The sequence below is a fragment of the Collinsella aerofaciens genome, assembly GCF_040926265.1.
GTDB classification, from domain to species: Bacteria; Actinomycetota; Coriobacteriia; order Coriobacteriales; family Coriobacteriaceae; genus Collinsella; species Collinsella aerofaciens_BB.
The window spans coordinates 114269-121411 of sequence record NZ_JBCOIL010000001.1 but is presented as its reverse complement, the minus strand read 5'-3'; the positions used below and the strand labels follow the sequence as shown (position 1 = coordinate 121411).

Here is a 7143-nt window from a genome sequence, read left to right as displayed (position 1 = left end):
CGGGCTACGGCCGCGCCGTCCAGGCCGTCCAGGTCGCGGTCCTGCCCAAGGGCGACCCCGCCCCGGGCGACACCGCCACCCCGTTCGTCGACAGGTCCTCCGAGCCCCCCTCCGTCTCCTACCGCGCCCACGTCGCCGGCATCGGCTGGCAGGGCTCCGTCTCGGACGGCGCCGTCGCCGGCACCACCGGGCAGGGCCGCGCCCTCGAGGCCCTCTCGGGCTCCGTCTCCTGGTACGGGCACGGATCCTCCTCCCTCGAGGTGAGGGCCCACGTCTCGAACGTCGGCTGGCAGGGCTGGACCTCGGGGACCGCCGGCACCACCGGGCGCTCCCTAGCGGTCGAGGCGCTCCAGTTCAGGCTCTCCGGCGAGGCCGCCTCGTCCTACGACGTCTGGTACCGCGTGCACTGCTCCGACTACGGCTGGCTCGGCTGGGCCAAGGACGGCGCGTCCGCGGGCACGGTTGGCCTGTCGAAGGCCGTCCAGGCCGTCCAGGTCGTGCTCGTCCCCAAGGGCGGCGCCGCGCCGGGGCCGGCCGGCGGGGCCTTCCGCGGCGCCGGCGAGCGCCTGTCCGGGTCGTCCATCTCCGTCGCCGGCTCGCCGGCGGGCTCGTCGTTCTCGGGCGGGGTCCTGACGCTCGGCTCCGAGAGGGGGCCCGTGCTGGGCTCCGTCGCCGCGACCGTCGACAACCTCGAGTCCGACGGGTCGGTCTTCTACCGCGGCCTGCTGCTGGGCTCCGGCTGGCAGGGGGAGACCAGCTCCGACGGGGCGCAGCTCGGCGCCTCGGGCGGCGGGCTCCAGCTCAAGGCCGTCCGCTTCGAGCTGTCCGGCGGCCTCGCGGAGCGCTACGACGTCTGGTACCGCTCCTGTGACTCCGCGCGCGGCTGGCTCGGCTGGGCGAGCGCCGGCGAGCCCTCCGGCGTCGAGTCCGGCGCCTCGGGCCTCACCGCCGTTCAGGTCGCCCTCGTCGCGAAGGGCTCCGGCGCCCCCGGCCCGGCCGAGGGGGCCTACGTCTCCGGCGCCGCCTCCGGCCCGTCGCTCGTCCTGCAGGGCCATGTCGCCGAGCGCGGCTGGCTGCCCGCGGTGGGCGGCGGCGAGGACGTCGGCACGACCGGCAGGGGCCTCGCGCTCCAGGCCGTGCGCGCCTCCCTCGAGGGGGCGGGCGAGGGGAGCTCCGTCTCCGTCGCGGCCCACGTGGCCGGCATCGGCTGGCAGGACGCCGCCTCCGCCCCCTCCTACGCCGGCACGGTGGGGCAGGGCCGCGCCGTCCAGGCCGTGAGGGTGTCCCTCTCCGGCCCCGTCTCCGAGCGCTACGACGTGTGGTACCGCGTCCACGCGGCCGGCTACGGCTGGCTCGGCTGGGCCAAGGACGGCGAGGCCGCGGGCACCGAGGGGCTCGGCGTCCAGGCAGAGGCCCTCCAGGCCGTCCTCGTCGAGAAGGGCGGCGACGCCCCCTCGACGGGCGACCCCGCCGAGCTCTCCGTCCCCTCGCTCAGCCTCAGGGCCCACGTCTCCGGCGTCGGCTGGCAGCCCGCCGTCGGCAACGGCGGCACCGCCGGCACGACCGGCCAGTCCCGCGCCGTCGAGGCGATCGCCGCCGAGGTCTCCTCGCCGGTCTCCGGCGGCCTGTCCTACAGCGCCCACGTCTCCGGCGTCGGCTGGCAGGACGAGGTCTCGGGCGGCGCCGTGGCGGGCACCACCGGCCAGGGCAGGGCGGTCGAGTGCGTGAAGATGCGCCTGACCGGCGACCTCTCCGAGTACTACGACGTGTGGTACCGCGCCTACGTGCAGGACTACGGCTGGCTCGGCTGGGCCAGCGACGGGGCCCGCGCCGGCACGACCGGCATCGGCTACCGCGTAGAGGCGCTCCAGGTCCGCGTCCTCGCGAAGGGCTCGGCGGCCCCGGGCCCGACGGACGGCGCGTACAGGGACCGCCCATTGCATCCGAATTCGGTTGTTCTCAACGTCCCTTGTACAATGCAGAACCCCGAGCTTCCGACTGGCTGCGAGTCCGTTGCATTGACCAATGCGCTTAACTATTACGGATTTGGTTTGGGTAAAACCGTCATTGCAGACGCGTATATGCCTAGGAGCAGTTGGGATTTTGTTACGGCGTTTTGGGGCAATCCTCATAGCGCTTCGAATGGAAACTGCATATCTGCTCCCGGACTGACCAACACCGCGAATTCTTTCTTGATTAGCAGTGGTAGTAGTTTGCGAGCCTACGATGTGACCGGTACTGGTTTCTATGACCTTTATTCGTACTTGGAAGCTGGACATCCCGTTATTATTTGGTCAACGATAGGTATGCAAAACCTGGGAAGTTGCTATGCGACTCAGGCTTACGGCGGAAGGGTTTATAGAACCTATACCAACTCTCACACCGTTGTCTTAAGAGGCTTTAATCGCTCCCTAGGTACCGTTTACATTGCTGATTCACTCGCTGGCTATGTCTCTAACTCAGCTCAGCGCATTGCCTCGCTATACTCGCAAAGAGGAGCTCAGGCGGTCGTCATTAAATAGGCGCCGTCGAAGTCGAAGGAAGGTGGAATCGTGAAGCGTCTCTTAGATGTGTCCGTTTCTATACTTGTGGTTATCGCGCTGTTCATGAGTCAATCATGGGCCGTGACTGCTGCATATGCCGATTATTCAATTGACGTATCTGATGATTCAAACAGCTTTCATCTTGAAGGCTCTACTTCCAATCAAGCTGAGCCTATCTCTGGGGGGCAAGAATCGGATGCTGGCTCCGTAGATAGCGAGCCTCAAGACGCGCAGCAGGTCTTATCGGGGGAGACTAACGAAGCCGCTGCCGCTGATTCTGCCTCCAACGATCAGCTCACCGTCAAAAACGTTAGTGTTTCTGCCCATGTGCAGAATATTGGCTGGATGGATCCGGTTAGTTCGGGTAAGGTTGCCGGAACCACGGGTAGGGGCTTGAATCTTGAGGCACTAAAAATCTCACTTGAAGTGGATGGAGCCACCTCTCAAGAACAGATTGCAAATGCCATATCCGTCGAGGCCCACGTCTCCAACGTCGGCTGGCAGGCCGCCGTCGGCAACGGCGGCACCGCCGGCACGACCGGCCAGTCCCGCGCCGTCGAGGCCCTGAGGGTCAGGCTGTCCGGGGAGCTGTCGGCCCGCTACACCGTCTGGTACCGCGTCCACTCCGCCGAGTTCGGCTGGCTGGGCTGGGCGTGCGACGGCGCCGACGCCGGCTCGGCGGGCTACGGCCGCGCCGTCCAGGCCGTCCAGGTCGCGGTCCTGCCCAAGGGCGACCCCGCCCCGGGCGACACCGCCTGTCCTTTTAAGAGCCGTAGCGATGAACCTGCCTCAATCACTGTTCGCTCACATACGTCGAATATTGGTTGGATGTCGCCCGTAGGCGGCGGATCTGTTGCCGGGACAACTGGTAGGGGCCTCCCCATGGAGGCGCTTGAGGCTCAGCTTGGCTGGTATGGTCACTCGGGCTCCATTGAGCTTCGTGGCCATGTTTCTAATGTCGGCTGGCAACAGTGGTCTGAGGGGCACTGTGGAACGACTGGTAAGTCTCAGCGTCTCGAAGCCGTTCAGATTCGTCTAACCGGTGAGGCAGCTGAAAAATATGACATTTGGTACTGTGCTCATGTCTCGGGTATAGGCTGGCTCGATTGGGCTTGTAATGGAGCTGCCGCTGGTTCTGCCGGTAAAGGCAAGGCTATCGAAGCGGTAAAGGTAATCCTTGTGGAGAAAGGCGGAGCAGCGCCTGGCTCTTCGAGCAAGGTCTTCATCGGCGATCTAGATGCTGTTGCGGTTTCCGGATCCGCCGTTTCTGGGGAGAGTCTTGGCTTATCTTCTGGTCAAAAGGCTACGATTGGAGGCAAGGGCGCCAAACTGCTGAACTCCATTGCCTTAAGCGTTGCAGGCCAAACTGATGACGGGTCAATTTCCTATGCCGTTATGGATGCATATTCAGGCTGGGGTGCTTCCGAATCGGATGGCGGCGCCGCCAAGGCGGTATCCGGCGCACCCATTAAAGCGATAAAAATGTCGCTGAGCGGCCAGTTTGCTGCCAATTATGACATTTGGTATCGAGTATACGATTCCGGTAATGGCTGGACGGGCTGGACGTCAAATGGTCAGGCATGTGGCGTTTCTGGTGGTTCTTCCGGTTTGTGCGGCATAGATGTTGCACTTGTTCGTAAGGGTCAACCTGCCCCTGGTTCTACCGGTAATGCATTTACCGAAACGTCGGGAATCGGTCTTGTATCCCAGGCGCACGTTGCTTCTGCGGGCTGGTTGGCTCCCGTTGGCAATGGCGAAACTGCCGGCCAGACGGGCATGTCTCGTTCTCTGCAGGCGTTGTATATTTCGACGCAGGGCATCGATGCCTCCGTTGAAGTGTCAGCACACGTTGCGAATATCGGTTGGCAGCCATACGTTTCGGGTGCTTCCTATGCTGGCACTGTTGGCAAGGGCCTCGCAATTCAGGCGGTTAAATTAAGGCTCACTGGCAACGACTCGTCAAAATACAATATTTACTACCGTATTCATGCGGCGGATTATGGTTGGCTTGGTTGGGCTAAAAATGACGCCGCAGCTGGCACCGTTGGGCTGTCTAAGCAGGCCGAGGCAATTCAAATTAAGTTGGTTGCCAAGGGTTCGTCCGACGCTCCCGTTCAAGATCATGCTGCGTTGATCCAGCTTCCTGGGCTATCCGCTAAGGCAAATTGCTCCGGTCTTGGCTGGCAAGCGTCTGTTGGCAATGGCGGTGTTGCCGGAACGGTTGGGCAGAACCGTGCCATGGAGGCAATGCAACTGTCCCTTTCCGATAGTTCCATGAACGGTGGCATTTCGTATTCCGCCCACGTATCCAATATCGGCTGGCAATCTGCTGTCTCAGATGGAGCCACAGCGGGAACCATTGGACAGGGACAACAAATCCAAGCTGTGAAGATTAATTTGACTGGTGACGTTTCGAATTACTTTGATGTCTGGTATCGCGTCCACGTGTCAAATTACGGATGGCTTGGCTGGACCAAAAATGGATCACCGGCGGGCACCACGAAGCTTGGCATTCCTGTTCAGGCATTACAGGTAAAGATTGTTCCCAAGGGCGCTTCCGCACCAGGCTCTACGTCTGATTCGTATTTTGAGACCTATCGTTATATGGGGTATCAGACCCCGGGATCTTATCCAAAGGTTAGTTGCAATAGCGTGCAGCTTCCTTCGTATTGCACCGGTTACTTTACGTATGTCACGCCTACTCGAATTCCTTACAACGCTTCGCGACAGGATTGCATCAACGCATTCGTCCAGCGTGCTCGTGAATATATCGGGACGCGTTATATCGAGCCTTGGTCTTCTTGGCCGGGGGATGCGGTTGATTGTTCGGGCTTAGTGCTGCAATGTCTGTATGCGACTGGCATGGATATGGGTTGGTATAACCCGTATAACCATCGTTGGTTGCCCGAGCAAACCTACAACTCCATGAATTGGTATCGCAACAACACGTTTATGCCGGTTAGCACTTCTGCTATGCAGAGGGGAGATGTGGTCTACTACCAGGGCCATATTGGAATCTATATCGGAAACGGTCGAATCATTGATTCGTGGCCTGGGATCGGTGTGACCGAGCGCTCGATCAATGCTCCAGGTCGTGTAATCGGTGCCGCTAGGCCTTTCGCATAGAGTCTGTTGAGGCGCTCCGTTGCAGGAGCGCCTCTTTTTGACTGTGTGCTAACTGGTGCTTTCCTAAGCTTTAAATGCCTGTATGGAAGTGTGGTAATATAGCTAGTATTCGTTTCTTTATCTGTGGTTACTGTCTCGGGGGATATGCATGAAACGTCTTAAAGCGTCTGCTGCTTTGGTTTGTACGCTATTGATGGGCTGGTCGCAAATCATTCAGCCTTACAGCGCGTATGCGCTGTCGGTCCAGGCCGCCGCTGCTTCGCAGTCGGTCTCGCAAACATCGAACGAGTACGAATCTCAAGGTGCAAGCTCTCAGGGAGCGCAGGACGATGCCTCGGGTTCTCAGGGTGTAACCGAATGGTATGGTGACGATGCAAATGCTGCTCGTCCTGATGGGGGTGTAGACTCTGATTCAGGCGAACAGCCTGGAATTGGCATCGAAGAGTCTCGTGTTGACGAGTCAAACGGTGAAGCCCCAACCGATGATTCCACTGAAATGAATTCCTGCGAAGCCGACTCTTTGGAACCGAACTCTTGGCGTTTCGAAAACGGCGTGCTTATCGATTCTGACAATGGCGACATCGATGCGCAGTCTTTAACTGACGATCCTTTGCCCAATGGCGCTGTTGCGCGCGGCATCGATGTCAGCAATCATCAAGGAACTGTTGATTGGAATAAGGTTAAGGCCGCGGGGATTGATTTTGCCATTCTCAAGGTCGGTCCGGTTTACGGAAAACCTGACGATTCTTTTGAAAAGAACGCTGCTGAATGTGAACGCCTCGGCATTCCTTATGGCGTGTATTACTACTCCTACGCCCGTTCTGTAGAGGATGCCAATAAAGAGGCCGACAGGACACTTGCTTGGCTCGGCGGCCATCATCCGTCGCTTCCCGTTTATTATGATCTTGAGGATAGCTATATCTTGCAAGATCCGGATTTCAGCAAGGATAAGCTTACCCAGATTGCGCAGGCTTTTTGCAACCGTATGGAGGCCGTTGGCTTTAAGTCGGGTATCTATGCGAACCTTAACTGGCTTAACAACTACCTGAATTCTCCGTCGTTGAGCGGTTATGACCATTGGGTCGCTCAATATAATTGGCGTTGCGATTATGCTGGCAGCTACAGTTTCTGGCAGTATTCAAGCAGTGGCAATGTCCCGGGCGTCAACGGACGCTGTGACATGAACTACTGCTTCAACGGTTCTCTTCTCAACGTAGATGACAGCAAGATGCATATTCAGTATGAGGCGCATGTCTCGAATATTGGCTGGATGAGCAGCAAGCGCGACGGATCTACGGCTGGCACAACGGGGCAGTCTAAATCAGTGGAGGATCTTAAGGTCAGCATCTTGAATCCCGTTGAAGATGGCTCTGTGCAAATTAACGCCAATGTAAGTGGCGTCGGCTGGCAGGGCTGGGACACCCCCTCGGCCTCCGAGGGCGGCACCACCGGCCAGGGCCGCGCCGTCGAGGCC

3 protein-coding genes are annotated in these 7143 nt (G+C 59.7%); all 3 read left to right on the top strand.

The annotated features are described in order from the left end of the window. A partial coding sequence (locus AB5767_RS00535) for a C39 family peptidase (protein ID WP_368132795.1) occupies positions 1–2522 on the top strand: 2522 nt, incomplete at its 5' end. Between the two features lie 30 nt (positions 2523–2552). Further along, a complete protein-coding gene (locus AB5767_RS00530) occupies positions 2553–5669 on the top strand; it encodes an NlpC/P60 family protein (RefSeq protein ID WP_368131575.1) in 3117 nt (1038 codons plus the stop codon). 148 nt (positions 5670–5817) lie between these two features. Continuing rightward, positions 5818–7143, top strand: a 1326-nt coding sequence (locus AB5767_RS00525; RefSeq protein ID WP_368137005.1) for a GH25 family lysozyme, incomplete at its 3' end; no start/stop codon positions are given.